Source organism: Dellaglioa sp. CoH-55-MRSF-9, from assembly GCF_056782155.1.
On record NZ_JBXAYG010000192.1, the window covers coordinates 1 to 229 of the forward strand.

Here is a 229-nt window from a genome sequence, read left to right on the forward strand (position 1 = left end):
ATTCAGATATGCGCGAACTCGCGAATATCATGCAGGCTCTTCAGCAGTACTACGATGGCATTCAGGGCAAGAAGCCTAAGCTGCTCAGCGCCGATGATGTGGGCACTGTATTCGCTAGCACCGTCAGCGCCGACGAGCAGTTGGCCATCGACTTTATGGTTGCCGCGTACTCGCGCAATTACGCGGATGCCTATACAGCACTGCTCGATGTTCAAGATCAGTTCGGATT

At 53.3% G+C, this 229-nt stretch carries 1 protein-coding gene; it reads left to right on the forward strand.

The window, feature by feature from the left end:
• A partial coding sequence (locus AC1RPV_RS08305; protein WP_481764287.1) for a hypothetical protein occupies positions 1-229 on the forward strand: 229 nt, incomplete at both ends.